The sequence below is a fragment of the Caballeronia choica genome (genome assembly GCF_001544535.1).
Classification (GTDB): Bacteria; Pseudomonadota; Gammaproteobacteria; order Burkholderiales; family Burkholderiaceae; genus Caballeronia; species Caballeronia choica.
Map to the genome: position 1 here is coordinate 1 of NZ_FCON02000002.1, position 22,697 is coordinate 22,697.

A 22,697-nucleotide genomic window follows, 5' to 3' on the forward strand; every position below is an offset into this window, starting at 1 on the left:
CGCCGCGGTCGGCCTCGCGCTGATCGCCGGCAACCTGGCCTGGTCACTCTGCGAGTCGAGCGACCTGCGCGAGCTTGCTGCAAGAGCATACCGGCGATGTCTGTTTCGCACCGGCAAGGGCCCGGACCGTTCACTCGAGAATGCTTCAAGCGAGTAGTCGAACGCAGGTACCGTATTGCGTAGCCGGTAAAGCCGGCTCGCTTCGAAGCGAACCCTTTTCGGACGTTGCGCGACGATGAATCTTCGAGAACTGAAACATCGGCTTCTGCCGAAGCAATATTTTTCGCCTGCGGCTATGGCAGCCGGCAACGACCGTGACCGGGCGATTCTGTTCGTGGACCAGAGCGGCGAACTCGGAGGCGCGGAGTTTGCGCTGTTACCGCTCGCGGCCGCATGCTCCTCGCGCAGCGAGGTCGTGCTTTTGTCGGATGGTCCGTTTCGCGCGCGGCTTGAAGAGCGGGGCGTGAGCGTGCGCGTGCTCTCCAACGCACGCGTTTCGAAGATTGACCGTGAGGCGTTGCGGTTTGCCTGGTTATATGCGGCGCCGGGCATCATCCGACAGATCTGGGCGATTGCGCAGGTGGCGCGCCGTTACGACGTGCTCTTTCTCAATACGCAAAAAGCGCTGGTTCTCGGCGCGCTCGGCAAGCCTTTCCATCGGCGTCAGGTGGTCTGGTATCTGCACGACATCATGTCGCCTGCGCACTTCGGCCGAGCGCAATTGATGATCGTCAAGTGGCTCGCGCGCCATGCGGCAGACCGGATCGTCGTGAATTCACAAGCGAGTGCGCAGGCGCTGATGGAACTCACGGGGCTGCCCGCCGAGGCCATGTCCGTGGTCCACAACGGTATCGACGCTGCCGCATTCACGCAGGTCGACGCGCACGACATCCCTGCATTGCGCCGCCGTCTCGGGCTTCCGCAAACGGCATGGCTCGCGGGGTTGTTCGGACGACTCGCGGCATGGAAAGGCCAGCACGTTGCGATCGATGCGCTGGCGCAGTTGCCGCACGTGCATCTGGTTTTGGTGGGCGGGGCGCTCTTCGGCGAAGACGCCTATGCGGCGAGTCTGCGCGATCAGGCACAACGGCTTGGCGTTGCCGAGCGCGTGCATTTCGCGGGCTTTCAGGACGACATGCCTACGTGGATGAAGGCCGTGGACGTTATCCTGCATACATCGACCGAACCGGAGCCGTTCGGGCGTGTCATCGTCGAGGGAATGGCCGCCGCGCGGCCGGTCGTGGCGACGGGCGCGGGGGGCGTTTCGGAAATCATCCGGCACCGCGTGAATGGCTGGATCGTGCAGCCCCGCGACGTAGCGGGCCTGGTCGAAGCCGTGGAAACCTTGCGCCGGACACCGGAACTCGCGCAGCGCCTCGCGGACCAGGCATGTGTCGACGCGCAGCGCCGCTTCTCTGTTGAGCGCTACCTTCGCGAAATGACGGACGTGATCGAAGAGGTCAAGCGCCGGGCGTAATCAATCTTTGGTCCGGCACGCCGGATTGGGGCTCTAGCGCCACGGTCGCCCGCGGGCGCCGGCCCCCTGTCGCTCCGGGCGTGCCGTCGGCGAGATTGCCGCTACCGGGCGCCGTGTCCAGTGAAAACGCGCCATACGTTCGAGGTCCGAACGATTGGGACAAGCTGGGACAAGGCACCGCGCCGCGCCAGATAAACCGTCATGTGCCCGAAGTAGAAGAATACGAATCCCGCGAAGCGCATCAGATTCGGTTCGATCACCCGATACCGCTTGACGCCGATGTAAAGGCGCGCCGCCTCGCAGCACAATTGATAGCGCGTCAGCCCGGCCGCGCGGGTGGCCGTGAGTACGCCGCGGCCCGTCATCGTCTCCAGCGAGCGCAACCCGGGTTCCAGTTCGATCGAGTAACCACGCCGCAACATGCGCAGACACAGCTCGGCGTCTTCGGTGCCGAAGAAAATGTTCTCGTCGAACGTTTCCTGCGTAAACAACTCCAGTGGAAAGACCGAAGCGTTGATTTGCACCGTCTGCGGGACGTCGCCTTTCTTGAAATAGCAGGCGAACGACAGATGCATGGGCACGCACACGTGCAGATGCGGCCCGTTTGGGGCACCACCCGTCAGGACCGTCAGATACCGTCGCTGCGCGGGCGTGGCTTCATAGTGCTTGCGTGCCGCCGCGAAGAAATCCGCGTCGATCAGAATGTCGTCGTCCAGGAAGGAGAGATAGTCGCAGCGCGATGTCTGCGCGAGACAATGGTTGATTGCGTTGTTGCGATTGGCGCAGACGCCCCGCCTCGGTCCGGCCAGGTAGACCACACCCGGATGGGCCGCTACCGCCGCCTCATTTGCGGCGCGCACCGAAGGATCCGGCGAGTCGTCGGAAACGACCACGAGAGAGGGCGGTGGATCGCAGCGAGCCAGTTGATCGAGGCAGGCGGTCAGCCGGTCGACGCGATTCATGGTCGTCACACAGACCGCGAATCTTGGTTGTTGCGTCAAATCGCCAGTCTCCTTTGCCTTCGCACCGTCCGTTTCAGTTTCTGTCAGGGTTGATGCCATGGTCATCGCTGCGCTCCTGCGGGTGGGAACCCGGCGTCCGATGCGTTTGATCGGTCAGCCAAAGTCGCCTGGTAAGGTAGGGGTTCTCGACGAACACTCGCTGGATGGCTAAGAGCCTTCACTGTCGGTGTGGACCAGTTTGGACACCTGCCGCGATGCGGAATCATCCTTGCGCGCATTCGAAGCAGTGTCACTGAACGATGCATCGTGTCGTAAAGCACGATCGAGGGGAAGCCCTGAAAATTTGTGGACGACGTTGCGCGTGATCTGGTCGACGATGACATGACTTGCCGCGTTTGGATTCATCAGAACTCGGGCCCAATCCGTCGTGCCGCAATTGAATACCCATCCCTGCATCGGGTCGCTGCCGGAGGCGGGCTGCGGCGAAGGTTGAAACAGGCCCAGCGCCCCGGCGCCGGCGATCTCCCAGCCATGCAATCGAGGCGTGGCCGCCAGCGTCTCGAATCCATTGGCGACGGGCGGCACGCCATCGACCTCATAGCCTGCCAGTCGGTCTTCGGCGCCGAACTGCTGGCCGTTTTTCAGACCGGTGCCCGTGAACACCCAATGGTCCGCCTGACTGACAGTGAAACCGATCGGCTCGCGCCCGCACTCGACCCAGCCTCTGAACCTGCGCCAGGTGCCCCATTTTCCGCCACCATAGCCATAGCTCAGCCCGATCAGATCGCTCTCGTTGAAATTCGGCCAGCTATCGCCCAACCGATTCATTTCCTTCATGTCGTGCGAGCCGAAGTCGATTGGCCGGTAGCACGTGTTGCCGCTGAACACGGCCAGATTGCCGCCACCCGCGATGAAGCCCGCGACCTGATCGCGCATTTTCTGGCTCCAGTACTCGTGGTGCCCGACGCTCAGGACGCAGCGGTACTTCGCCGGATCCAGAACCGCGCCCCGATGCAGATCGAGATCGGTGTAGAAGTCGCAGGCCAGATTCGCGGCGCGCAGCCAGCGGATGAACTTCGCGTCCCAATGAGTGAACTGCTGTCGCGGAGACTTCGGATCGTAGGGATCACCCGGTTCGCCGAGTTGTGCGCCAAGCCCTCCGCCGGGACGGCGAAGGCTGACCTTCGTCGCGGGGTGCGTGCGATGAATCGGATCGCCGTAAAAACAGCCGCCGCCCGTGGAGTTGTACGCGTGATAGGTGGCTGTCGGAATGACATAGGCGAGCGACGCCTCGGGAGTCCGGGGGCGAGCGACGATCAAGGCCATGCTGTCGCTGTCGGGCGGCCAGCCGAACACCGCCTGGTGCGCCGAACACCGGCGGCCAAGATCAGTCAGAGGCTCGCCGCGCGGACCGACTTCGTAGGCAACGGCAACATAAGCGCCGCTCCGCAACTCGGGTGTGTTCGGCTTGATCGTAATGGTCGGCCACTCCCAGTCCTTGTCGAAACGAACCTGGGTTTCGGCGTCCACCGATTGGAACACGTACTTTCCATCGACGAGTTCGGCCTTGACGTTGTTCGTGGCCGAGACGATGACGCCACTTACGCTCGTTAGCGACTCGCTGCTCTGCTGTTGATAGATCGCAATGGAGAATCGCCGACGCGGCTGAACGGCAAGCTCAAAGAACTGACCCGAACTGAACGAAGGATAGATGGGATAGATCTGCATGCACCATGGACCTCGAAATGTCTCTGTTGGTATCCGGCTTCGGTTGCCGAAGCGTTGATTCTACACAGTCGCCGGTCAAGCCTTACGTAGTATTAATTACTGGAGCTTGTCAACCCTGAGCGCATCAATGGCCGGGTCCAATTTCATCGGCGCGCGCAATCGCTCAAACGATAGAGTCGAAAGCCACGTTACGTCTTTACATGCAGTTCGACTCACCGGAGTCGCGCGTGGAAAACGCATGCCGCGCAGCGAGTGCGCGATCGTGCACACGGGCGGCCCAGCCTCATTCAAGTTGGCCGGTGCATAGTGCGGGTTCCAGTATTTGCGGTACGTGCGAAAGCGCACGTTGGCCGTGCGGTTTTCTTTCAGCGAATGCGCTTCGAGCGCGGGCGCTACCGCAGCGATGACGAGGCAGCAAGAACGCGGCAACGTTCGTGCCGTAGGATGTAAAAACGCCCCATCGGTCGGGTTCGATGTCACGGCAGCGCGCCTCATCGAAAGAGCCCCGTTCCCGAGGCACTCGTGGTTTTCACAGCAGGCCGCAGCTCTTCCGTGCGCGGGGGCAGTTCATTCCCGCGCATGTCGGCACGAAAGCGCGCGAGACGTACTTCGATGAATGCGCTAAGCGCAGCGTTGAAGTGTTCGGCAGCGAAGCGCTCGGCATTTTTCCGGCAATGCTGAGGTGCGAACAGTCGTTGGTTCCGTTCAAACAGATCGACGGCAGCGAGCAGCGACTCGCCCGTTTGTTCGCGGAAGAAGACGCCTGTTGGACGTTCGTTCGGAAGTCCGACGACCGATTCGAGCGCGCCACCCTTGCCGAACGCGATCACCGGCGTACCGCACGCCTGGGCCTCGACGACCGAAATGCCGAAATCCTCTTCAGCGGCGAACACGAAGGCACGCGCTCTTTGCAGGTGGTCGCGCAAGACCTCGAACGACTGATAGCCCATGATCTCTACGTTCGGCCCGGCCGATGCCTTGATCTTGCGCATGTCCGGTCCATCGCCGATCACGACGAGTCTGCGTTGAGGGGTCTTTGAGAACGCCTTCACGATGAGGTCTATCCGTTTGTACGGCACCATGCGCGATGCCGTGAGGTAGAAATCATCCTTGTCCGTACGCAAGGGTAGCCCGTTGACATTCACGGGCGGGTAGATAACCGTTGCATCGCGCCCGTAGGCTTTCTTGATCCGGCGTGCGACGAAACGCGAGTTCGAAATCAGATAGTCGACGTTTTGGGCCGAACGAAAGTCCCATCCGCGAATGTAATGCAGCAGTACGCGTGCCAGGATCGATTTCAGACCCGATGTGAGACCTGATTCCCTGAGATATTGATGCTGCAAGTCCCATGCATAGCGAATCGGGGAATGCACATAGCTGACATGCAACTGGTCAGGCCCGGTGAGCACCCCTTTTGCTACTGCATATGAGCTGGAAATGACGAGATCATACGCAGAGAGATCGATCTGCTCGATGGCGAGCGGCATGAGCGGCAAGTACCCGCGATAGCGCTTGCGCGCAAACGGCAGCTTTTGAATGAACGTGGCCTGCACGGGCCTGCCCTTGAGACACGTGCGATCTTCGAGAAAGTCTACAAGAGTATAAATATCCGCCTGCGGAAAACATTCGACAATGTGCTGAAGGACCTTCTCGGCACCACCGGAGACCACGAGCCAGTCGTGAACAATCGCAACTCTCATACGCTTTATTCTCACTTGGTGACGTGCGTTCAGGGCGAACATGCAGAATCGTGTATTCAATGCGTCGCAGACATGCTTCGACGAATTGATGACGCGGGCACTACACCGTGCATGACGGCCATTCCATCGGGGCGGCTCGGGCCGGAACGATGACCATTCCGGTTCGAACCGCAAGGGCCGCCTCACGGCGGTTGACCTATGAATGCGTCTACAAGTGATGCGTGGGACGGGTATGCCTGACGCACGATTGCGAGCGGCATGCGTATCCATCCCCCGATTAACGACAAAGCTAGGCGCCGCAAGATCGGTCAAGCAAACGTCGTGCGGGGCGCCAGTGCTTCAATACTGACTTTCGTTCGTGAATGTTGGGTGAAGTGTCCGATAGGGACAGTGCGCTAGGCCACATATGACGATTGCGCATTTCATCTGACGAGTATAGGCAGGTCGTCAAATTAATTGGGATTCCGGATTAATTCAGGAAATGTGTGCGCCCCATACAATTTACCGCGTTTCAAAATAATCCGACCGTCGATTACACAAATTACCGAGTTCGGCGAGCGAAGGAGGAGACGGACGGTGGTAGGGCTCTGCGAGTCTCAATGACGCAGCCTTGGCGGCCTTCCATAAGGTCGTGCGGGCGTTGCGTTCAGCAATAGGACGTCGGGTTCGTCAAGGGCAGGCGGTCATTGTGTCCGCCTCGAAAATCGGCCATGTCATTTCGACTGCCGAAATGCGGGCACACTGACTCGATTCACTCGCGCGATCGTCCTCTGGACATTCGGCAGACGAAAGTTGCTCGGCTGCGATCGGTTCGTATGATGAATTGATTGAATTCACGCGCCTCGTGTTGCCAACGATGATGCCCCACACCGGTTGACCACCCGATTGCTACGAATAATTTCCTCCGCCACACGCGACACCGCCGACGCCCCATCGCGCATTTCATGGATGTAACCGCGTAACGCGCGGAAAAATACCTGTAGTCGAATTGGCAGATTCGCTCACTAGGATGCGACTCACGTGCTGTCGTCGCGTGCATGTCTCAAGTCCTGGAGAACGGAATGCTGAGTCCCCACGAAATTGCAACCTTGCTCCTGATCCAGCGCACGCCCTTTCAAGTGGAAGCGTTGGGTGAGGATACGGTTCGCCTTCTACATGAGCAACTTGTCGAAATCGAGCGGCTTGCGACCGGTCGCGCATTGCCGCGGCTGACATCGAGAGGCCGCGAGATGTTGCGCAGGCTCGATGCGTTCTCCAAACTCCAAGCGCTGTCGCACGACGAACCCAGCGAGCGCAACGCGTGAACAGAAAGGCGCGTCCGACTCGGAGGTGTCCGGCAGGACGCGCTGAGCTGGGACCGGAACCTGATCGCCTATGACATGTGCGCGACCTCGATCACCGCATCGGCGAACGCTTTTGGCGCTTCCTGCGGAAGGTTGTGTCCGATCCCGCCGCCGACGTTGCGGTGCGCATACTTGCCCGTGAACTTCTTCGCATAGGCCGAGGGTTCTGGATGCGGCGCGCCGTTGGCATCGCCTTCCATCGTGATGGTCGGCACCGCGATGGTGGGCGCCGTCGCGAGGCGCTGTTCGAGCGCGTCGTATTGCGGTTCGCCCTGCACGAGCCCGAGACGCCAGCGATAGTTGTGGATCACCACGGCGACGTGATCCGGATTCGCGAACGACTGCGCCGAGCGGTCGTAGGTGGCATCGTCGAAGTCCCATTTCGGTGACGCGAGATGCCAGATGAGTTTGTTGAAGTCGTTGCGGTTCGCCTCGTAGCCCGCACGGCCGCGCTCGGTGGCGAAATAGAACTGGTACCACCATGCAAGCTCCGCTTTCGGCGGAAGCGGAGCGCGGTTGGCGGCCTGGCTGCCGATCAGGTAACCGCTCACTGACACCATCGCCTGGCATCGATCCGGCCACAGCGCGGCGATGATGTTGACCGTGCGCGCGCCCCAGTCGAAGCCGCCGAACACCGCCTTCTCGATCTTCAGTGCGTCCATCAGCGCGATGATGTCGACGGCGACGACCGCCTGCTGCCCGTTGCGCGGGGTATCGGCGGACAGGAAGCGCGTCGTGCCGTATCCTCGCAGGTACGGCATGATCACGCGATAGCCGGCGGCCGCGAGCAGTGGCGCGACTTCGGCGAAACTGTAGATGTCGTAGGGCCAGCCGTGCAGCAGGATCACGACCGGGCCGTTGGCCGGTCCCGCTTCCGCGTAGCCGATGCTGAGCGTTCCGGCGTTCACCTGGCGAATGGTGTCGAACGATGCGACACGCGTGGAGGCCCGCGTCCGGGCGGCGCTCGCGTTCCCGGCCGATTGCGCGTGGGCGAGTCCGCCAAGCCCGAATTCGAGCAGGCCGACGCCTGCGATAGTCGTCTTCAGCAGACTGCGTCGGCGAGGGTTCATCTGGTCCGGCATCGCTGTTTCTCCTTTGAGCGTGATTCGATCATTATTCGATTGGGCGCGGTCGCGCGGCGGTGAGCCCGTGAATCTTCGGCCATGCGTTTCACCGCCCGCATCGCCGCGTTCAGACTACGCTGATCACGACATCGATGTTCCCGCGCGTTGCCTTCGAGTACGGGCAGGTCTCGTGCGCCGCGCGCGTCAGCGCCTCGGCGACTTCGCGCTCCACACCCGGCAGGCTGACGTTCAACCGGGCCTGAAGAAAGTAGGCGCCATCGGCATTGCGCAGGTCGACCTCGGCGTCGACGGCCGTATCGGCGGGCAGCGCGACCTTCATCTTCGCGGCCGCCAGTCCCATCGCGCCGATGAAACACGCGGACCAGCCGGCTGCGAACATCTGCTCGGGATTCGTTCCGCTGCCCGTCGATCCCGGCGCCGAGAGCTTGACGTCGAGGCGTCCGTCGGAACTGCGCGATGCGCCGTCGCGTCCGCCGGTGGTGTGGGTCTTGCCGGTGTACAACACTTTATCGATGGTGGTCATGGTAGTGCGCTCAGTGATGCGAATAGGTGGAAGAAGGATCGCCGGCCACGAACCGGACGCCCGATTGCGACGCCGTATCGGCCATTCCGCCGAACGCCGGCGTGGCGTGCTCAGCGCCGGCCTGATCGAGTGCGATGGTCTGGCTGACCGGCCCGCGTTGCGACGCGGGCGCGCCGGCGATCGGATCGTAGTGTGGCGCAGGGCCGTAGCCGCTGCTGGCGAAGGCGGAACCGGCAGCCGCCGCACTGACTGCGATCAGCAAGGTGGCGATGAGATGTTTGTTCATGATGGAACCTCGGTCAAGTGTGTGTGAGTGTGCGTGGACGGGCCGGTTCAGCTTCCGCGATAGAGCGTCTGGAGGCTCGCGATCTGGCCGTCCTTCTGCGCCCGCACCAGTTCGTGACGCACATCGGCACGCGTCTTCGGCGAGGCGCTGAACTGGCTCGAAACGGATTGCTCGGTGCGCACGGCAGTGGAGGTCGTGGCGGTGTCGGCGGCTTGGGCCAGTCCGGAAGCGGCGAATGCGGCAAAGGCCAGGGCGATGATCGAAGTTTTCATGGTGTTCTCCTTGAAGCGATGAAAGTTTGGGAAACGTCCGGATCGCATCGGCTGCTGGCAACTCGTCGCGATCCGTCGTTGATGCATTGGGTCAGGCGTGTGATCAATGAACCGGTTCAGCTTCCGCGATAGAGCGTCTGGAGGCTCGCGATCTGGCCGTCCTTCTGCGCCCGCACCAGTTCGCGGCGCACATCGGCACGCGTCTTCTGCGACGCGCCGGTCTGGCTCGAAGCGGATTGCTCGGTGCGAACGGCCGTAGAGGTCGCGGCGGTGTCGGCGGCTTGGGCCAGTCCGGAAGCGGCGAATGCGGCAAAGGCCAGGGCGATGATCGAGGTTTTCATGGTGTTCTCCTTGAAGCGATGATGGGTTGGGTACCGTCCGGATCGCATCGGCTGGTGGTAACTCGTTGCGATCCGTCGTTGATGCAATTTGAACGCGCCCACGTATCTGGCTTGTGTCGGGATCGGGGCGTTTTTGCAAGCCTGTGTATCAGCGGCTACGCAGATACATTGCGATACGAAAGGCCTCTCGTTCGCGCACTATTTCTGCGCCAGCAACTGCTTGATCGCCGCCTCGGTCAGCGCGTAGTCGCCTTCGCCGAAATGCGTGTAGACCACCTGTCCGTGCTTGTCGATGAGGTAGAAGGCGGGCCAGTACTGGTTGTCGTAGGCGCGCCAGGTCGCATAACGGTTGTCCTGCGCGACCGGGTAGGTGATGTCGAAACGCTTGAGCGCGGTCTTCACGTTGCCGGTGTCGCGCTCGAACGGATACTCCGGCGTATGCACGCCGATCACGACCAGGCCCTGGTCCTTGTACTTCTGGTTCCAGGTCTTCACGTAAGGCAACGTGTTCACGCAGTTGATGCACGAGTAGGTCCAGAAGTCGACCAGTACCACCTTGCCGCGCAGTTGCTGCAGGGTCAGCGGCTCGCTGTTGAGCCACTTGTCGATGCCGGTGAATTCCGGTGCGGGCGCCGGGTGCGAAAGTGCGCCGGCGTGAGCCGCGCCGGCGCTTGCCGCGAGGGCGGTGAAGAGCGTGGCGGCGGCGGTGAGCGTCCTGAGTCGGTTGAACATGTCAGAGTCCTTTGAGTGCAGGGAGGTGGCCGGAAAAGGCCAGCGGGGTTTCGATGAGGTTGTGCACGATGACGGTCCGTTCGTTGAACATGACCGTATTCAAAAGCCCGCGCGTATCTGGCATGTGTCGGCAATCGGGCTGTCGTGCAATGTTTTGTGTCCGGCGAAATGCCGGATACATTGCGATACAAAAGGCCGGCGGATTCCGTCTATAAAGCAGTCATCGATCGAAACGGAGAGTCACATGGATGCCGATGTGCTGAAGGGCGCCTGTCATTGCGGGCGCGTGAAATTCGAAGTGCGCACGGCCGTCGAGCCGGCGATGCGCTGCAATTGCAGCCTCTGCCGGCGCAAGGGCGCGCTGATGACGCCGCCGTTCCCCGTCGATGACCTGAAGATCCTCGACGGCGAGGAGGCGCTCGCGCTGTACGAGTTCAACACGCGCGTGGCGAAGCACTATTTCTGCAAGCACTGCGGCATCTACACGTTCCACCAGACCCGCACGGACCCGCGCTTCTGGCGCGTGAACATCGGTTGCCTGGAAGGCGTCGATCCGTATACGCTGAGTGCGAGCGTCGCCGATGGCGCCAGCTCCTCCGTGGTGGAGGACGCATGAGACGCTTGCTCGCGATCGTCGCATTCCTCGCGGGCGGGATCGCGGCTGAAATGACGCATCCGGTCCTGTGTCATCTGATCGTGCCGGCCCGGGTGCAGGTGAAACGCAGAAGGCAATGACCAGAGTATGGAAAACACCGACCACGTACTGATCGTCGACGACGATCGCGGCATCCGTGAACTGCTCGCCACGTATCTGGAGAAGAACGGCATGCGCGTCTCGCTCGCCGCGAACGGACGGCAGATGCGCGCCGTGCTGGAGCAGGGCGCACCCGACCTGATCGTGCTCGACCTGATGCTGCCCGGCGAGGACGGCCTCGTGCTGTGCCGCGAGCTGCGCGCGAGCAAGTTCCGCGCGGTGCCCGTGCTGATGCTCACCGCGCGCAGTGAAGAGGCGGACCGCATCGTCGGTCTGGAGATGGGCGCCGACGACTATCTGCCGAAGCCGTTCGCGGTGCGCGAACTCCTTGCGCGCATCCGCTCGGTGTTGCGCCGGGCGCGCATGCTGCCACCGGGCATGGAAGTCAGCGAATCGGTCCAGATGCTGAGCTTCGGCGACTGGCGGCTCGACACCACCGCGCGCCATCTGCTCGACGAGAACGACACGATGGTCGCGCTCTCCGGCGCCGAGTACCGGCTGCTGCGCGTGTTCCTCGATCATCCGCAGCGCGTGCTCACGCGCGATCAGTTGCTCAGCCTCACGCAGGGCCGTCAGGCCGATCCGTTCGACCGCTCGATCGACCTGCTCGTGAGCCGCCTGCGCCAGCGCCTGCGGGACGTCGCGCGCGAGCCGCGCTACATCAAGACGCTGCGCAGCGAAGGCTACGTGTTCTCCGCGGCGGTCGTGCCGGTCGAAGGTCCGAAATGAACCTGCATGCCCTGTTGCACTGGCCGCGCACGCTGTTCGCGAGGCTCGCGCTGATTCTCTTCGTCGGGCTCGCGCTCGCTCAGGCGATGTCGTTCTGGCTCACGATGACCGAGCGCGACCAGTCGATGACCAACGTGATGATGGGTTACATCGAACGCGAGGTCGTGAGTTCGGTCGCGCTGCTCGATCTTCTGCCGCCAGGCGAGCGCGCGGCGTGGCTTCCGCGTCTCGCACGGCGCAGCTACAGTTTCATCCTCGGGCCGGGCGAGGGCGGCGCGCCGCCCGATGCGCAGCTTTCCGCGCGGGTGGCGGAATCGATCGAGTCGGGGGTCGGCAAGCGCTATCCGGTCACCGTGAACGCGCTTCCCGGCGACACCGAGCATCTGCAAGCGCACCTGCGCCTCTCCGACGGCGCGCCGCTCACGATCGACATGCGGCCGATGCCGGGCACGCCGCTGTCGGGCTGGCTCCCGCTCGTGCTGGTGCTGCAGCTTGCCGTGCTCGCCGCGTGCTGCTGGCTCGCGGTGCGGCTCGCCACGCGTCCGCTCAAGCAGCTCGCGCAGGCGGCCGACACACTCGGCCCCGACCTGAAGGCCGACCGCCTCTCCGAAGACGGCCCCGATGAAGTGGCACGGGCGGCGCGCGCCTTCAATGCGATGCAGGACCGCGTCGCGACCTACATGGCCGAGCGCATGCAGATCCTCGCCGCCATCTCCCACGATCTCCAGACGCCGATCACGCGGATGCGTCTCAGGGTCGACGTGATGGACGACGACGCGCAAGGCGCGAAGCTGCAACAGGACCTGCAGGAGATGGAGTCGCTCGTGAAGGAGGGCGTGACCTACGCGCGCACGATGCACGGCGCGACCGAGGTCCTGCTCCGTGTCGATCCCGATGCGCTCTTCGACAGCCTCGTCTGCGATTACCTCGATGCGGGCAAGAGCGTGTCCCTTCATGGCCGCATTGGCGCCGAACTGGTGACGCGTCCGCAGGCGCTGCGGCGCATCGTCGGCAATCTCGTGGACAACGCGCTCAAGTTCGCCGGCGAGGCTGAAATCAGGGTGAACGAACCGCGCGACGGCACCGTGACGATCTCCGTGCTCGATCGTGGACCGGGCATCCCGCCCGAATCGCTGGGGTCGGTGTTCGAACCGTTCTTCCGGCTGGAGGGGTCGCGCAATCGTCAAACGGGGGGCACCGGGCTTGGCCTCGCGATCGCACGGCAACTCACGCTCGCGATGAACGCGACGCTCACGCTGCAGAATCGGCCGGAAGGCGGGCTGGAGGCGCGGATCGTGATGCGACGGGTGATTGAATCGGCCGACTGATCTGGACGGGTAAACCCGGTCAAACATCCCTTGGCGGTTCGAACGACACCTGAAAATTATTCAGCAATAGTTGAGCTGGACTGCATTGATCGAGAGGGTTGGAACGCTGAAACTGCGTCTACCAACTAACACGATCGATGGAGACAAACATGTTGCTCGACAGCAAAGTGGTAATCGTCACCGGTGCAGCCTCGCCGCGTGGTATCGGCCGGGCCACCGCCAACGCGCTTGCCGCACAGGGCGCAAAGGTAGTTATCCTGGACCTTAAGAAGCAAGACGCCGAAAGCGCCGCACGCGATCTTGGCGAAGCTCACCTCGGCCTCGCGTGCGACGTAACCGACAAGGTCGCGTGCATTGCAGCTGCTAAGGCAGTCATCGAAAAGTACGGCCGCGTCGACGGGCTGATCAACAACGCGGGCATCACCCAGCCGTTGAAGACGATGGACATCGAAGCGGGCAACTTCGATGCCGTTATTGACGTCAACCTGCGCGGCACGCTCTACATGTCGCAGGCAGTCATTCCGCAGATGAGAACGCAAAAGAGTGGCAGCATCGTGTGCATGTCGTCGGTTTCCGCGCAACGCGGCGGCGGCATCTTCGGCGGGCCGCACTATAGCGCTGCGAAGGCAGGCGTACTCGGTCTCGCTCGCGCGATGGCGCGCGAACTCGGCTCGGACAACATCCGCGTCAACTCGATCACGCCGGGCCTGATCCAGACCGACATCACCGGCGACAAGCTCACCACCGAGATGCGCGCGGACATCATCAAGGGCATTCCGCTAGGCCGTCTCGGCGATGCGGCCGATGTCGCCAACGCGTGCCTGTTCCTGTCCAGCGACCTGTCGGCCTATCTCACCGGCATCACACTCGACGTCAACGGCGGTATGTTGATCCACTAAGAACGGCATCCACCGCGATCGTGGCGGATGAGTCAATGCACCCGGGGACAACCGGGGCGATCTGCAGCCTTGCACAGAACCAGAGTAAGGCGCTAAAGCGCCAACTCTGGTCGACAGGAGACAAGCATGAAAACGAAGTCCGCTGCGCCGTCAGTGACGGCCGATGGGATGGCGCTCGCCGATACGTCGAGCTTCGAAGCAAAAACGTATGCCAAAGTCGGACGGCGCTTGATACCGTTCCTGATGCTGTGCTACCTGGGCGCGTATCTCGATCGCGTCAACGTGGGCTTTGCGAAACTGCAGATGCTCAACGACTTGCGCTTTAGCGAAACCGTCTACGGCTTTGGCGCAGGCATTTTCTTTCTCGGCTATTTCCTCTTTGAGGTGCCGAGCAATCTCATGTTGCATAAAGTGGGCGCGCGCAACTGGCTTGCTCGCATCATGCTGACGTGGGCGGTGATTTCCGCGTGCTTCGTCTTCGTGAAGTCGCCCACGACCTTTTATATCCTGCGCTTTCTGCTGGGTGTCGCCGAGGCTGGATTCGCACCGGGCGTGATCCTCTATCTGACGTACTGGTTTCCTTCGGCACGACGCGCCAAGGCGCTCTCGCTCTTCTTCATGGCGATTCCGCTGGCTGGCATTGTCGGTGGGCCGCTCTCCGGTTACATCCTGCATGCGTTCCAGGGCGTGCACGGCCTGGCCGGCTGGAAGTGGCTGTTCATCCTCGAGGCGCTGCCGTCGCTGTTGCTTGGCGTCGCGATCCTCTTCTACCTCGACAACGGCATCGCGGCCGCCAAGTGGCTCACCGGCGAGGAGAAGGCCCTGCTTGCACGCAACGTCGCGAACGACAACGCCCACAAGGTCGCCCACGTATCGATCCGGTCATTCATCGGCGACCGTCGCCTGTGGTTGATGGCTTCGATCTACTTCTGCGTGGTGCTCGGCCAGTATGGCCTGACGTTCTGGCTGCCGACGATCATCCGCAAATCCGGTGTCGCCGATCCGCTGTGGGTGGGTGTCTTCACCGCCATTCCGTACCTCTGCGCGATCATTGCGCTGCCGCTGGTAGGTGCAAGCGCCGACCGTCATCGCGAACGCCGTCTGCATCTGGCGATCCCGATGCTCGTATCCGCGGCAGGCTTCGCCACGCTGCCGATGCTGGGTGGAGTGGGCGCGTCGCTGGTGTGTGTCAGCCTGGCGGCTGCGGGCATTCTCGCTTCGTCGTCGCAGTTCTGGTCGTTGCCTACTGCGCTTCTTGGCGGCATGTCGGCTGCTGCGGGGATTGCCGCGGTCAACTGCTTCGCCAATCTCGCCGGTTTCTTCTCGCCGGCCATCGTCGGCTGGTTGAACGACCTGACCGGCAAATCGACGGCGGGACTCATCTTCATCTCAGTCGCCATCGTCATCGGTGCAGGACTTGTTTTCCTCGTGCCGGCCAAGAGCGTCAATCGCTAAACCCACTTCACTTTCAGGAGACACCATGAACACACCGTCATCAAATGCGGTGACGCTCGCCGAGCGCGCCTATCGGATTCGCAGAAACGCCTTGCTGATGGGCGAAGTGCAGGGGCAGGGCTATATCGGCCAGGCTCTCGACATCGCCGATGTACTCGCGGTTTCCTACTTCGGCGCGATGCGTTACCAGCCTCAGAACCCCGAATGGGAAGACCGCGACCGCTTCCTGCTCTCGAACGGTCACTATGCGATTGCGTTGTATGCGGCACTGTTCGAGGCCGGCTTCCTGCCGCCCGAAGAACTCGAAACCTACGGCAGCGACGACAGTCGGTTACCGATGTCCGGCATGGCGAGCTACACGCCGGGCATGGAGATGTCGGGCGGCTCGCTCGGCCATGGCCTCACTATCGCAGTGGGTCGCTGTCTTGGGTTGAAGCGCAAGGGTTCGGACGCATTCGTCTACACGCTCTTCTCCGATGGCGAACTCGATGAAGGCGCGATCTGGGAAGGCCTGATGTCGGCGGCGCACTGGAAGCTCGACAACCTGATCGCCATGGTCGACGTGAACAACCAGCAAGCCGATGGCCCGTCGTCGCAGGTCATGGCGTTCGAGCCGCTTGTCGAAAAGCTCGAAGCATTCGGCTGGTACACGCAACGCATCGACGGCAACGATATCGATGCAGTCAAAGCGGCCTTCGACAACGCGCGCAATCATCCGGAGGCCAGGCCGCGGATCATCGTCTGCGATACGCGCATGGGCTGCGGCGTGCCGTTTCTCGAAGAACGGGAAAAGAACCATTTCATCCGCGTTGATGCCCATGAGTGGCAACTGGCGCTCGCCGCACTCGAAGCAGGGAGACAAGCATGAGCGATACCACCATCACCAAGAAGCCGCGCCTGAAGACATCGGCGATGATCGCCTCGATCGCGGGCGAAGGACAAGTCACGCGTTCGGCGCCGTTCGGGCATGCATTGGCGCAGTTGGCCCGGGAAAAGACGAACGTGGTCGGCATGACGGCCGACCTAGGCAAGTACACTGACCTGCACATCTTCGGCAAGGAGTTTCCTGAACGCTACTATCAAATGGGCATGGCCGAGCAACTGCTGATGGGCGCGGCTGCCGGCATGGCGCATGAAGGTGCGCAGCCGTTCGTGACGACGTATGCCGTGTTCGCGACCCGACGTGCATACGACTTCATGCACCAGGCCATCGCGGAGGACAACCTCGATGTGAAGATCATCTGCGCGTTGCCCGGCCTCACGACCGGGTACGGCCCAAGCCATCAGGCGGCGGAAGACCTCGCACTGATGCGCGCGATGCCGAACATGACGGTAATCGATCCGTGCGATGCGCTCGATACCGAGCAAATGGTGCCCGCGATTGCGGCCCACAAAGGCCCGGTGTATGCACGTCTCCTGCGTGGCAATGTCCCGGCCGTGCTCGACGAATACGACTACCAGTTCGAACTGGGCAAGGCCAAGCTGCTGCGCGACGGCGCCGAGGTGCTGATCATCTCGTCGGGGATTATGACCATGCGCTCGCTCGAAGTCGCGAAGGCGCTGGCGGCGGACAAGGTCGGCGTCGCGGTGCTGCATGTGCCGACCATCAAGCCGCTCGACACCGAGACGATCCTGCGCGAAGCGAAGCGCACGGGACGCATGGTCGTGGTCGCCGAGAATCACACGGTGATCGGCGGTCTTGGCGAAGCGGTGGCGACCACGCTGCTCACGGCAGGCGTCACGCCGATGTATCGCCAGATCGCGCTGCCCGATGAGTTCCTCGCTGCGGGCGCGCTGCCGACCTTGCATGACCGCTATGGCATCTCGACCAATATGATGGCCGAGACCATCAAGGGCTGGCTTGGTTAGGCGCGAGGGCCCGTTCGGGCCCTGCTGAGCGGCGAGAGGTGATCACCACGAGGACGTACTGATCGCTTTTCGCTGCGTCAGTTCACCGACGCAACGTGAAGACAAAATGAAGACCGCGTGAAGTTTTCATTGAGCGGGGATCGTCGCTCAATTTAATAAAGTTTGGGAATGAAATAAAAAGTGCACGTCAATAAATGCACTCTTATCGATTGGATCGTGGCGCGCGATCAGAGTGCAGTCGTGATGTACACCTTGGTCGAGCGCGCGAACCTGAAACCGGAGCAGACAGGTGAAGGAACCGTCGGCTGCGGTTGGAAGACGGGACTGCCCACGGCCGTGATGGTTGCTCCGGACGCGGGCGAACGATCGCTTTCGTCGTTGAAGGGCCTGATTTCCGCGCGGCTTCAGCTTATTGCTCCCCGCGCGGTCCGAACTCAGCTGGACGCAGCGTGGGGTGCGGCCGACGCTGCGGACTTGGAACTGTGGTGCTTATGTTTGTGGGTGGGCCTGGGTTTGTTGTTCGGGTAAGCCGCAGCGCCGAACGACACGGAAGGGGCCGCAAAAGCAGCAACCAGGAGGAGGGCAAGGCTTGTTTTGCAGACGTTTTTCATGTTTGGCGGCGGGTTGGTTGGAGGTGGATTCAGAAAATGGGCAGACCGGCGCATAGCTGTAGTGCCAAACGATTGTACAGAACCATAAAAGTCGGTGAATACGGGAACTCCCGATGTCACGTCGATGCGACACGTGGCGCAGCGGACTTGCGCACGCTGCGCATTTGGTGCTTTCCAGTTGTATGGCAATCGTGCGCGCGCGTTAAATGCACCTCGCTGATGAGTGGCATCGGATTGGTGCATATGATCGCCAAGAGCCAAATGAAGAACCGCGCCCCAAGCGCACTGACGCTACACAAGCTTATTCGCTGACAGCATAAGCAATCCTCATTCACGCAGCATGCGCGGGAGCACAACGCTGCGGGCGTCGATCATCGTTTGATCATCACCGGCACGGCGAAAAGCAAAGCCGTCATCGTTCCGTGCGTCGCGGCGCACGAGTCGTGTGCGCATCGCGAGCGCGAGCAGACCGCCCAAGATCGAAGAGGGCAAGGTTGCATGCGCGGTTACGCCATTCGTCGTGAAGGTTCCGGCCCGCCCGTTCGGAATTCGCTGTGCGACGCGCGGCGGGTCCGTCGCTTGCTGGAAAGCGGCTGTCCATTCACTCCGCCCGAAGGGGAAATCGCCATGAGCCGGACTTCCTATCCAAAGCCACCATTTCCCGATCAGCAGCAAAACCGGCAGCCCGGCCTCACCGCGCCGATGGACCCACAGCCGGACCACGGCGAAAAGACCTATCGAGGCAGCGGACGTCTCGCCGGCAAGGTCGCGCTCATCACCGGGGCGGACAGCGGCATCGGCCGGGCGGTGGCGATCGCGTATGCGCGCGAGGGCGCGGACGTCGCGATCGCCTATCTGAACGAGGACGACGACGCCAAGGAAACCGCGCGCTGGGTCGAGGAAGCAGGGCGCCGCTCGCTGCGCTTGCCCGGCGACCTCACCGATCGTGCGCATTGCCGGGATCTGGTGGCGAAGACGGTGGCGGAGTTCGGGCGCATCGACATCGTCGTCAACAACGCTGCGTACCAGATGAGCTACGACGGCCTGGAAGACATCAGCGACGACGAATGGGACAAGACCTTCTCGACCAACATCGGCGCGATGTTCCGCATCGTCAAGGCGGCGCTGCCGCACATGCCGCCGGGCAGCGCGATCGTGAATACGAGTTCGGTCAATGCCGACGCACCGAACCCGGGTCTCATCGCCTACGCGACCACGAAGGGCGCGATCCAGAACTTCACCGGCGGGCTCGCGCAACTGCTTGCGGAGAAGGGCATCCGCGTGAACTGCGTGGCGCCGGGGCCGATCTGCACGCCGCTGATCCCGTCGACGATGCCGCCAGAGAAGGTGAAGAACTTCGGCTCCCAAGTGCCGATGAAGCGCGCGGGCCAGCCTGCCGAACTCGCCGCCGCCTATGTCATGCTTGCCTCCGACGAATCGAGTTACACGTCGGGCGCGACCATCGCCGTGACGGGCGGCAAGCCGATCATATAGAGAGGCGCATGCCGCCAGCCGTCTGCCTGCGAGGCGCGCAGGAAACCCGGCAGGCCGACCGCTAGCGGACACCTGTATTCGCGATTACTTGTCGCTTTTCTTGGGAATTTTCTTTCCGGACTTGCGTGCCTGATTCAACGCGATAGCCACTGCCTGCTTTTGCGGTTTGCCATGCTTCATTTCGGTCTTGACGTTCTTAGAGACCGTGTCTTTCGAGGTGCCTCTCTTCAGCGGCATGATGCCTCCTGTCAGGTTGATCGTGCGATTCAGCGGGTGACGATGTATTGCTGGCGACAGCCCGCACCGACAGGGCGAGCATCAATCGTTCCAGGCTGCGTGAGGGACAGCCGGGTCCATACCTTGCTCATTCAAGTGGCACGAAGACTTAGCCTGTCGGGGCCGCCTGCGCATGGAAATACGCGCGGCGTTGCCTCCTCGACGCCACTCAACGTACTTGCGGCCCAGCAGAAGCCGACCATGACCAACGACAAACCTGGCCGCCGCCCCCCTCGCGCCACGCAATCCGATCCGGACGTCCAGCGCGACCAGCAACCGGCGACCCTGGACGACTGCCGCCGTTGCGCACTATGGCGCGACGCGACGCAGGCGGTGCCAGGCGAAGGACCGCGGCACGCGGCGATCATGCTGGTAGGCGAGCAGCCAGGGGACGCGGAGGACGTGCAGGGCAGGCCTTTCGTCGGACCGGCTGGAGCACTGCTCGATAAAGCGCTCGAAGAGGCTGGACTGGAGCGCAAGGACGTCTACGTCACGAACGCGGTCAAGCACTTCAAGTGGACGCCGCGCGGCAAGCGTCGCATGCACAAGACGCCGGGACAGCGAGAGATCGAAGCCTGCGGATACTGGCTTGAGCAGGAACTCCAGACCGCAGGGGCACGCGTGATCGTCGCGCTGGGCGCTACCGCGCTAAAAGCCGTGCTGGACGATTCGCACGCCCGGTTACAGGACGTGATCGGCAAGTCGATCGAGCATGGCGCGCAGACGGTTGTCGCGTCCTATCACCCATCGTTCGCGTTGCGCGCGCCCGATCCCGAGACGCGGCGGCGTGTCTATGACGCGATCGTCGCGGCCCTTCAGGCAGCAGACAAGCTGAGCCACCAGCGAAAGCGATCGGGCTGATCCACACTGGCGCGGCGCGACGCGCGGACGCCATCCATGGAGCATCCGTGAGCGCGCGGAAGCAATGGACAGTAGAATTGTCACGAGCCACCCGCGGTGGCATCGGAAGAACGCACAGTTCGGCAGTCGACCCGTTCCAGGAATACCGCATGAAAGCCCGGCACGTCCCGTCATCACGTGGACGCGCCCTCTCTGCCCCAAGGAGATCTCATGAAGGTGCTCGCTGTTCACCCCAGTGGCTTGATGTACACCCGCGTATTTCTGCGTCTCGAACCGCTTGGCCTGGAGACGGTCGCTGCCGTCATTCGCGAGGCCGGCCACGATGTCCAACTGATCGACCTGCAAGTCGAATCGCATCGTGACCTCGACAAGCTGATGCGCAGTTGGCGCCCCGATGCGGTCTGCTTCTCCGGCAACTACCTTGCCAATATCCCCGAGATCGTCGATCTGTCGAAGTCGATCAAGGCGCAATGGCCAGATTGCTTCGTGTTCGTCGGTGGGCATAGCGCGTCGTTCACGGCCGCCGACATGCTGAAGCACGCCGACGGCGCGATCGATTGCGTGCTCAAGGGCGAAGGCGAAGCGAAGGTGGTCGAACTGCTCGATGCCGTCGCGCGTCGCGGCGAACTGTCGGCGATACCGGGCGTCGTCACGCGCAACGGCGAAGGGCCGCCACCCGGCTTCGCCGAGAGCCTCGATCAGATTCGCCCCGCGCGCGACCTGCTGCGGCACCGGCGCAAGTACTTCATCGGCGTGCTGGACCCGTGCGCGTCGATCGAATTCGCGCGTGGCTGCCCTTGGGACTGCACCTTCTGCAGCGCATGGACGTTCTACGGACGCAGCTATCGCTCACGCAGCCCCCAGGTCGTCGCAGACGAACTGGCGTCGATCCGCGAGCCGGGCGTGTTCATCGTCGACGATGTCGCGTTCGTGCATGCCGATCACGGCATGGCGATCGGACGCGAGATCGAACGCCGGGGCATCCACAAGAAGTACTACCTGGAGACGCGGGGCGACGTGCTGTTGCGCAACAAGGAAGTCTTCGAGTACTGGCGTACGCTGGGCCTGCAATACATGTTCATCGGCATGGAGGCGATCGATGCCGAGGGGCTCAAGGCGTTTCGCAAGCGCATCGATCTCGACAAGAACTTCGAGGCGCTCGGGTTCGCGCGTTCGCTCGGCATCACGGTCGCCGTCAACCTGATCGCCGATCCCGACTGGGACCACGACCGTTTCGAAGCGATCAGGCAGTGGTGCCTGGAGATTCCCGAGATCGTCAACATCAGCGTGAACACGCCGTATCCGGGCACCGAAATCTGGCTGCGCGAACATCGTCAACTGACGAGCCTCGACTACCGGCTCTACGACATCCAGCACGCGGTGCTGCCGACGAAGTTGCCACTGCGCGAGTTCTACACGGAACTGGTACGCACGCAGCAGGTGCTTAACCGCAAGCATCTCGGGTGGACGGCGCTGCGTGGCGCGGCCGGCGAGGCGACTCGTCTGTTGATGCATGGTCAGACGAACTTCGTGCGGATGTTGTGGCGTTTCAACTCGGTGTTCAATCCGAACCTGCAATTGAGCGACCACGCGCGGGAAGTGCGTTATTCGATGACGCCGCCCGCGGCTTCGTCCGAGCAAGCCAGCGTGAAGGTGCTGTACGTGCACCGGCCGGCGGGCCGCAAAGGACGCAAGATAGACGATGCGACGGAAAGCTTCGTCGACGAGACCCGCATGGGGGCGGGTTAGGGCTTCGTGTTGCAAGCAGCACCCAACCCCGAGGGGACAGACTTGGACAAAAAGAAGGGCGCCACGCGGAGGAGTTGCGTGGCGCCCTGAACGCTCTGGCGGTCATGACCGCTCGAGAACGTGGAGACAGGATCAAATATATCGAAAAGCCGATAAGGTAAAACGACGGACAGCGGGCGGGTTCTGCTTCAAATCGCTGAATTGGCGGACGCCGGGCGAGCGC

The 22,697-nt window shown here is 62.3% G+C and carries 26 protein-coding genes; 14 read left to right on the plus strand and 12 right to left on the minus strand.

The features are described from left to right. Positions 1-295: 295 nt before the first annotated feature. On the plus strand, positions 296-1,477 hold the full coding sequence (locus AWB68_RS01105) for a glycosyltransferase family 4 protein (protein ID WP_235028149.1): 1,182 nt from the start codon (positions 296-298) through the stop codon (positions 1,475-1,477). A 101-nt stretch (positions 1,478-1,578) separates the two neighbouring features. Here the strand turns inward: AWB68_RS01105 and AWB68_RS01110 are convergent, their stop codons facing one another. The 4 genes from AWB68_RS01110 to AWB68_RS01125 all read right to left on the minus strand — a co-directional run bounded on the left by AWB68_RS01110 (position 1,579) and on the right by AWB68_RS01125 (position 5,867). Next, positions 1,579-2,544, minus strand: a complete 966-nt coding sequence (locus tag AWB68_RS01110; protein ID WP_087642532.1) for a glycosyltransferase family 2 protein — start codon at positions 2,542-2,544, stop codon at positions 1,579-1,581. A 102-nt stretch (positions 2,545-2,646) separates the two neighbouring features. After that, positions 2,647-4,167 (minus strand): N,N-dimethylformamidase beta subunit family domain-containing protein, encoded by a 1,521-nt coding sequence (locus tag AWB68_RS01115; protein ID WP_235028150.1) that lies wholly within the window; start codon positions 4,165-4,167, stop codon positions 2,647-2,649. Positions 4,168-4,263: 96 nt separating this feature from the next. Continuing rightward, the gene (locus AWB68_RS01120) at positions 4,264-4,647 is read right to left on the minus strand and encodes a hypothetical protein (protein ID WP_125482845.1); all 384 of its coding nucleotides are present in this window, start codon (positions 4,645-4,647) and stop codon (positions 4,264-4,266) included. Between the two features lie 11 nt (positions 4,648-4,658). Then, positions 4,659-5,867, minus strand: a complete 1,209-nt coding sequence (locus AWB68_RS01125; protein WP_087642534.1) for a glycosyltransferase family 4 protein — start codon at positions 5,865-5,867, stop codon at positions 4,659-4,661. A 1,088-nt stretch (positions 5,868-6,955) separates the two neighbouring features. Here AWB68_RS01125 and AWB68_RS01130 point away from each other — a divergent pair. Then, complete coding sequence (locus AWB68_RS01130; RefSeq protein ID WP_200828601.1) at positions 6,956-7,171, plus strand: hypothetical protein; 216 nt, start codon at positions 6,956-6,958, stop codon at positions 7,169-7,171. A gap of 68 nt (positions 7,172-7,239) precedes the next feature. On the opposite strand, the gene AWB68_RS01135 is transcribed toward AWB68_RS01130, so the two are convergent. The 7 genes from AWB68_RS01135 to AWB68_RS50735 all read right to left on the minus strand — a co-directional run bounded on the left by AWB68_RS01135 (position 7,240) and on the right by AWB68_RS50735 (position 10,573). After that, positions 7,240-8,292, minus strand: a complete 1,053-nt coding sequence (locus AWB68_RS01135; protein WP_087642535.1) for an alpha/beta hydrolase — start codon at positions 8,290-8,292, stop codon at positions 7,240-7,242. A gap of 109 nt (positions 8,293-8,401) precedes the next feature. Beyond that, complete coding sequence (locus AWB68_RS01140; RefSeq protein ID WP_087642536.1) at positions 8,402-8,818, minus strand: organic hydroperoxide resistance protein; 417 nt, start codon at positions 8,816-8,818, stop codon at positions 8,402-8,404. 10 nt (positions 8,819-8,828) lie between these two features. After that, complete coding sequence (locus tag AWB68_RS01145; RefSeq protein WP_087642537.1) at positions 8,829-9,104, minus strand: hypothetical protein; 276 nt, start codon at positions 9,102-9,104, stop codon at positions 8,829-8,831. Between the two features lie 47 nt (positions 9,105-9,151). Beyond that, the gene (locus AWB68_RS01150) at positions 9,152-9,376 is read right to left on the minus strand and encodes a DUF4148 domain-containing protein (RefSeq protein WP_087642538.1); all 225 of its coding nucleotides are present in this window, start codon (positions 9,374-9,376) and stop codon (positions 9,152-9,154) included. 116 nt (positions 9,377-9,492) lie between these two features. Further along, on the minus strand, positions 9,493-9,717 hold the full coding sequence (locus AWB68_RS01155) for a DUF4148 domain-containing protein (RefSeq protein WP_087642539.1): 225 nt from the start codon (positions 9,715-9,717) through the stop codon (positions 9,493-9,495). Between the two features lie 198 nt (positions 9,718-9,915). Beyond that, positions 9,916-10,449, minus strand: coding sequence for a thioredoxin family protein (locus AWB68_RS01160; RefSeq protein WP_087642540.1), 534 nt, complete (start codon positions 10,447-10,449; stop codon positions 9,916-9,918). A 1-nt stretch (position 10,450) separates the two neighbouring features. Further along, the gene (locus tag AWB68_RS50735; protein WP_268810904.1) at positions 10,451-10,573 is read right to left on the minus strand and encodes a hypothetical protein; all 123 of its coding nucleotides are present in this window, start codon (positions 10,571-10,573) and stop codon (positions 10,451-10,453) included. A gap of 120 nt (positions 10,574-10,693) precedes the next feature. On the opposite strand from AWB68_RS50735, the gene AWB68_RS01165 reads away from it, so the two are divergent. From AWB68_RS01165 to AWB68_RS01205, 10 genes are all read left to right on the plus strand, one after another. After that, a complete protein-coding gene (locus AWB68_RS01165; protein ID WP_087642541.1) occupies positions 10,694-11,065 on the plus strand; it encodes a GFA family protein in 372 nt (123 codons plus the stop codon). Further along, on the plus strand, positions 11,062-11,184 hold the full coding sequence (locus AWB68_RS50740; protein ID WP_268810905.1) for a hypothetical protein: 123 nt from the start codon (positions 11,062-11,064) through the stop codon (positions 11,182-11,184). The genes AWB68_RS01165 and AWB68_RS50740 overlap by 4 nt, the downstream gene beginning before the upstream one ends. A gap of 7 nt (positions 11,185-11,191) precedes the next feature. Next, positions 11,192-11,932, plus strand: a complete 741-nt coding sequence (locus AWB68_RS01170) for a response regulator (protein WP_087642542.1) — start codon at positions 11,192-11,194, stop codon at positions 11,930-11,932. Further along, positions 11,929-13,260 carry an ATP-binding protein gene (locus AWB68_RS01175; RefSeq protein WP_087642543.1) on the plus strand — a complete coding sequence of 444 codons (1,332 nt, stop codon included), beginning with the start codon at positions 11,929-11,931 and terminating at the stop codon, positions 13,258-13,260. The genes AWB68_RS01170 and AWB68_RS01175 overlap by 4 nt, the downstream gene beginning before the upstream one ends. A gap of 149 nt (positions 13,261-13,409) precedes the next feature. Beyond that, positions 13,410-14,159 (plus strand): SDR family NAD(P)-dependent oxidoreductase, encoded by a 750-nt coding sequence (locus tag AWB68_RS01180; protein ID WP_087642544.1) that lies wholly within the window; start codon positions 13,410-13,412, stop codon positions 14,157-14,159. A 126-nt stretch (positions 14,160-14,285) separates the two neighbouring features. Beyond that, complete coding sequence (locus tag AWB68_RS01185; RefSeq protein ID WP_087642545.1) at positions 14,286-15,614, plus strand: MFS transporter; 1,329 nt, start codon at positions 14,286-14,288, stop codon at positions 15,612-15,614. 25 nt (positions 15,615-15,639) lie between these two features. Further along, positions 15,640-16,482, plus strand: coding sequence for a transketolase (locus AWB68_RS01190; protein ID WP_087642546.1), 843 nt, complete (start codon positions 15,640-15,642; stop codon positions 16,480-16,482). Then, positions 16,479-17,483, plus strand: coding sequence for a transketolase family protein (locus AWB68_RS01195; RefSeq protein ID WP_087642547.1), 1,005 nt, complete (start codon positions 16,479-16,481; stop codon positions 17,481-17,483). The genes AWB68_RS01190 and AWB68_RS01195 overlap by 4 nt, the downstream gene beginning before the upstream one ends. 180 nt (positions 17,484-17,663) lie before the next feature. Then, complete coding sequence (locus AWB68_RS01200; RefSeq protein WP_087642548.1) at positions 17,664-18,011, plus strand: hypothetical protein; 348 nt, start codon at positions 17,664-17,666, stop codon at positions 18,009-18,011. 710 nt (positions 18,012-18,721) lie between these two features. Continuing rightward, on the plus strand, positions 18,722-19,588 hold the full coding sequence (locus AWB68_RS01205) for an SDR family oxidoreductase (protein WP_087642658.1): 867 nt from the start codon (positions 18,722-18,724) through the stop codon (positions 19,586-19,588). 84 nt (positions 19,589-19,672) lie between these two features. Here AWB68_RS01205 and AWB68_RS48780 read toward each other — a convergent pair whose 3' ends face one another. After that, positions 19,673-19,825, minus strand: coding sequence for a hypothetical protein (locus tag AWB68_RS48780; protein ID WP_200828602.1), 153 nt, complete (start codon positions 19,823-19,825; stop codon positions 19,673-19,675). 42 nt (positions 19,826-19,867) lie between these two features. Between AWB68_RS48780 and AWB68_RS01210 the strand changes: the two genes are divergently transcribed. After that, positions 19,868-20,725: a UdgX family uracil-DNA binding protein gene (locus AWB68_RS01210; protein ID WP_268810906.1), complete on the plus strand. Its 858-nt coding sequence runs from the start codon at positions 19,868-19,870 to the stop codon at positions 20,723-20,725. A 210-nt stretch (positions 20,726-20,935) separates the two neighbouring features. Further along, on the plus strand, positions 20,936-22,474 hold the full coding sequence (gene hpnR, locus AWB68_RS01215) for a hopanoid C-3 methylase HpnR (RefSeq protein ID WP_087642550.1): 1,539 nt from the start codon (positions 20,936-20,938) through the stop codon (positions 22,472-22,474). The last annotated feature ends 223 nt before the right edge of the window (positions 22,475-22,697 follow it).

Bases quoted from the DNA above. Each gene is read 5' to 3' on its own strand.
- AWB68_RS01175 (WP_087642543.1), top strand. From the start codon at position 11,929: ATGAACCTGCATGCCCTGTTGCACTGGCCGCGCACGCTGTTCGCGAGG.
- AWB68_RS01155 (WP_087642539.1), bottom strand. From the start codon at position 9,717: ATGAAAACCTCGATCATCGCCCTGGCCTTTGCCGCATTCGCCGCTTCC.
- AWB68_RS48780 (WP_200828602.1), bottom strand. From the start codon at position 19,825: ATGCCGCTGAAGAGAGGCACCTCGAAAGACACGGTCTCTAAGAACGTC.
- AWB68_RS01195 (WP_087642547.1), top strand. From the start codon at position 16,479: ATGAGCGATACCACCATCACCAAGAAGCCGCGCCTGAAGACATCGGCG.
- AWB68_RS50740 (WP_268810905.1), top strand. From the start codon at position 11,062: ATGAGACGCTTGCTCGCGATCGTCGCATTCCTCGCGGGCGGGATCGCG.
- AWB68_RS01140 (WP_087642536.1), bottom strand. From the start codon at position 8,818: ATGACCACCATCGATAAAGTGTTGTACACCGGCAAGACCCACACCACC.
- AWB68_RS01160 (WP_087642540.1), bottom strand. From the start codon at position 10,449: ATGTTCAACCGACTCAGGACGCTCACCGCCGCCGCCACGCTCTTCACC.
- AWB68_RS50735 (WP_268810904.1), bottom strand. From the start codon at position 10,573: ATGCCAGATACGCGCGGGCTTTTGAATACGGTCATGTTCAACGAACGG.
- AWB68_RS01105 (WP_235028149.1), top strand. From the start codon at position 296: ATGGCAGCCGGCAACGACCGTGACCGGGCGATTCTGTTCGTGGACCAG.
- AWB68_RS01110 (WP_087642532.1), bottom strand. From the start codon at position 2,544: ATGACCATGGCATCAACCCTGACAGAAACTGAAACGGACGGTGCGAAG.
- AWB68_RS01125 (WP_087642534.1), bottom strand. From the start codon at position 5,867: ATGAGAGTTGCGATTGTTCACGACTGGCTCGTGGTCTCCGGTGGTGCC.
- AWB68_RS01190 (WP_087642546.1), top strand. From the start codon at position 15,640: ATGAACACACCGTCATCAAATGCGGTGACGCTCGCCGAGCGCGCCTAT.
- AWB68_RS01115 (WP_235028150.1), bottom strand. From the start codon at position 4,167: ATGCAGATCTATCCCATCTATCCTTCGTTCAGTTCGGGTCAGTTCTTT.
- hpnR (WP_087642550.1), top strand. From the start codon at position 20,936: ATGAAGGTGCTCGCTGTTCACCCCAGTGGCTTGATGTACACCCGCGTA.
- AWB68_RS01170 (WP_087642542.1), top strand. From the start codon at position 11,192: ATGGAAAACACCGACCACGTACTGATCGTCGACGACGATCGCGGCATC.
- AWB68_RS01165 (WP_087642541.1), top strand. From the start codon at position 10,694: ATGGATGCCGATGTGCTGAAGGGCGCCTGTCATTGCGGGCGCGTGAAA.
- AWB68_RS01205 (WP_087642658.1), top strand. From the start codon at position 18,722: ATGAGCCGGACTTCCTATCCAAAGCCACCATTTCCCGATCAGCAGCAA.
- AWB68_RS01150 (WP_087642538.1), bottom strand. From the start codon at position 9,376: ATGAAAACTTCGATCATCGCCCTGGCCTTTGCCGCATTCGCCGCTTCC.
- AWB68_RS01145 (WP_087642537.1), bottom strand. From the start codon at position 9,104: ATGAACAAACATCTCATCGCCACCTTGCTGATCGCAGTCAGTGCGGCG.
- AWB68_RS01210 (WP_268810906.1), top strand. From the start codon at position 19,868: ATGTATTGCTGGCGACAGCCCGCACCGACAGGGCGAGCATCAATCGTT.
- AWB68_RS01180 (WP_087642544.1), top strand. From the start codon at position 13,410: ATGTTGCTCGACAGCAAAGTGGTAATCGTCACCGGTGCAGCCTCGCCG.
- AWB68_RS01185 (WP_087642545.1), top strand. From the start codon at position 14,286: ATGAAAACGAAGTCCGCTGCGCCGTCAGTGACGGCCGATGGGATGGCG.
- AWB68_RS01135 (WP_087642535.1), bottom strand. From the start codon at position 8,292: ATGCCGGACCAGATGAACCCTCGCCGACGCAGTCTGCTGAAGACGACT.